1 protein-coding gene and 3 pseudogenes are annotated in these 3056 nt (G+C 53.3%); 3 read left to right on the forward strand and 1 reads right to left on the reverse strand.

Going from position 1 to position 3056, the window contains the following annotated elements; translation table 11 throughout:
* Window positions 1–166: 166 nt before the first annotated feature.
* Both LC354_RS27140 and LC354_RS27145 read left to right on the forward strand, forming a co-directional pair.
* Window positions 167–451 (forward strand): annotated as a pseudogene (locus LC354_RS27140) (IS6 family transposase); the annotation flags it as partial.
* Window positions 444–1091, forward strand: a pseudogene (locus LC354_RS27145) (IS6 family transposase); the annotation flags it as partial. The pseudogenes LC354_RS27140 and LC354_RS27145, both read left to right, overlap by 8 nt.
* Before the next feature lie 719 nt (window positions 1092–1810).
* Here LC354_RS27145 and LC354_RS27150 read toward each other — a convergent pair.
* On the reverse strand, window positions 1811–2149 hold the full coding sequence (locus tag LC354_RS27150) for a hypothetical protein (RefSeq protein WP_223429054.1): 339 nt from the start codon (window positions 2147–2149) through the stop codon (window positions 1811–1813).
* Window positions 2150–2216: 67 nt separating this feature from the next.
* On the opposite strand from LC354_RS27150, the pseudogene LC354_RS27155 reads away from it, so the two are divergent.
* Window positions 2217–3056 (forward strand): annotated as a pseudogene (locus LC354_RS27155) (Mu transposase C-terminal domain-containing protein); the annotation flags it as partial.

The following is a 3056-nucleotide window of genomic DNA, read 5'->3' on the forward strand; positions in this document are numbered from 1 at the left end:
AAGGCCTATATCAAATGGGAATGCCAGGATGCGTGATCATGCCAAATCCGAATTTCCAGACGTGGGGTTGCTCAATCCAGCACTTTGGCACATTGCGATGCCGGTGGGTGGAACCGTCCACCCCATCAAGTTGTTTGATCCTTGTGACTTGGCGTCGGGGTGATGCATGAAAACACCGACGTCGATGCCGCACCTGAAGGGCTTTCGCCACCCTCGTGAAGTCATTGCTTACGCGGTCTGGGCATACCATCGGTTTGCGCCGAGTACGGCGGATGTTGAGGATCTGCTTGCGGAACGTGGCGTGATGGTCAGCCGAGGCACAATCCGCGACTGGGTCAGCCGATTTGGTCCGCACTTTGCTGCGTGCGTCCGCCGTGACCGGCCAGGGCCGAACGGCAAGTGCCACCTCGATGAGCTTGTGATCCCGATCAATGGCGTGAAGCATTGGCTCTGACGCGCAGTACCTGAAACACGTGATCCTGGACGCCGTGTATTTCTAGGTTCGCTTTCCCGTTTCGTATCGCGATCTCGAAGAGATCATGGCCGAGCGTGGCGATCTGGATCATGCAACGCTCAACCGATGGGTCGAGAAATATGGGGGGCGCGATTGCCTAAGCAGTGCATCGCTGGAAGGCCCCAACGGGTTGTTCTTGGCAGATGGGCGAAACTTATGTGAAGGTCAAAGGCCAATTGACCTATCTGTACCAAGAAATCGAAAGGGACGGAAAATCCCCTGGTTTCATGCTGTCGGAACGCCGCGACGAGGCGGCAACGACTGCCTTTTTTTTGTGAAAGCCATCGGCAAAAACGGCTCGCCAGACAAGGTTGTCATCGACAAAAGTGGATGGAACGGTGGATCTGTTCAATGTGAACTGTCTGCTGGTGATGTGCTGGTTGATTGATGTCCTGCAGATGAAATATCTCAATAATAGTATCGAACAGCCTTCTCGTGGTTTGCAGAAAAACCCCTGCCAGGTAAGAGATCACCGTTTCATCAAGAAGATCACCCGCCCATTGAGACCGTCAAATCGTTCAATTCAGCTTCGGCTAATCTGACCGGGATTGAAGTCGCGCGTATGATCCGGAAAGGTCCAAACGCTTTTTGGCACCGTCTCATTGCGGGTCCCGCGCTGGTCAATCAGGGCCGGATTGAGGATGTTTTGCCAACAAGCTGTGGGGCTCGATCAACCCGCGAGTTTGATGATTTGCGAGACAAGTTGTCAGCTTGGATGAGCTTTCGCTCGGCCATGGCGCTTCAGCAAAATGTATCCGTTCGAGGATGGGAGATCCGCACAATTGGCCATGCGACAGATCGCGATTGCAGCTGGGCATCAGGACAATGCGCCACTCTGTGACGTGTTGTTAGATGATGCTCGAATGGCGCTGCCTTTGGATACGACCTTTGTTCGCGCGCGATCCGGCCGCACTTGAAAAAGCACTCTGATGAGCCGCATTCATCCCCACGCTTGCAGCGCATCAAAAACCTTCGGACAGCAATGAAGAAACCGGGCACTGACGTGAGAAATGCAGACGCACGGATCGTCGGTTATTGCACCTGAAAGATCGAAGGGAAACGACTGGGTACGTCTCTGGTCAAGGGCGCTGCGGAGTTCACCGTCGGCGCGAGGATGGCGAAATGGCAGCACATGCGCTGGACGTCAAAGGGCGCCTAAGACCTGCTTCAGGTCCGAACCGCCAATATCAATGATAGGTTGGTTGGGGCTAAACATGCGACTTAACCCCCACTTCTGGAACAGTCCTGTCAGAGGTGCTCCGACGGCTTTTAACTCGTCGGCGGCACTTGGCCCAATTACTGACCTGCGGGTGCCGGGCTTGTCGAGGTCGTCGACGATCCACCACCGCCAGTGATAACGCTAAGAACTCCCGCGATACCAAGAGCAACCAGGGGTGGCGCAAGTGTGAATGGCTCACCATTGTTCAACAAAGAATCTTCCTGACTTGGGGTTTCTTCGGAAACATCAGCACAGGTCACGCGCAGAAGATTTCCCGGAAGGTAAACAGCATCGACGATTTTATCTTTGCCGCATGCCAACCGCGCGCGCGCCTCGACGAGAGCCTGCGCATATGCCTCTGTAGCAGCGGTCAGTCCAATCGCACTGACAGCGATGATCGACAAAAACTTCGTCATTTTTCAATTCCTCACCCAGCGTTAAAAAATATATTGCAATGTTGATCGCCCATTTCAGCGTGTGGAAATGGATGAATGGAAGATCGACCTGATTACTATGATGTCAGATGCAGGCCTTCTTTCATTGGTCACAAAGGAAGAGCTGGCTTATCTGGGGTTGGATAATAAAAAAGCACGTTGGTGGGTCGCAGTTGCAATTGATTGCCGGACACGATGCATCGTCGGCATGAAGTTGACGCGAAACCCAAAAACCTGTGCTGCCCTCGAATGTCTAAGAATGACAACAACCGACAAAGGAGTGTGGTCAGATGCCGTTGGCGCGGTGTCTGGGTGGGGCATGGCTGCGACACCAGAAATGGTGGTGGTCGACAATGGAAAGGCGTTTCAGGCATTCGATTTCTCAAATGCATGCGCCGATCTCTGGACGGTCCTAGAATACTCAATCGCAGGGATTCCTGGGATGCGGGGAACTGTTGAATCCTTTTTTCGGACTGCATTGCTAAGCCTACTTCACCGTTTGAATGGCCGAACCTTTTCTTCGGCACTTGAGCGTGGAGATCATGCATCCGAGGACAGAGCTACGTTAACAGCTGAGGATTTGTGCTTCGCCTTGGTGCGGTGGGTTGTGGATATCTATCATAACACTCCCCACTCGGGATTGGGTGGAAGAACGCCTCTCGAGCAATGGGATGCCGATCACGAAGAAGGAAATTACCCTATGCGGGCCTGCCCATCTGAACGTGAAGACAGGCTTGCGTTTGGGGCTCACCTGAAACGACGCGTGGATAAATATGGTATCGAGGTTCTTGGAGTCCGATATCATTCTCAAGCCGACATTCCCCAAGTGGCCTGCCATCTGACGCGAAGATCGCCTGATCAGGCCTGCGGATCAAGTATCTTTTACCTC

Source organism: Tateyamaria pelophila, from assembly GCF_019966495.1.
Taxonomy (GTDB): Bacteria; Pseudomonadota; Alphaproteobacteria; order Rhodobacterales; family Rhodobacteraceae; genus Tateyamaria; species Tateyamaria pelophila.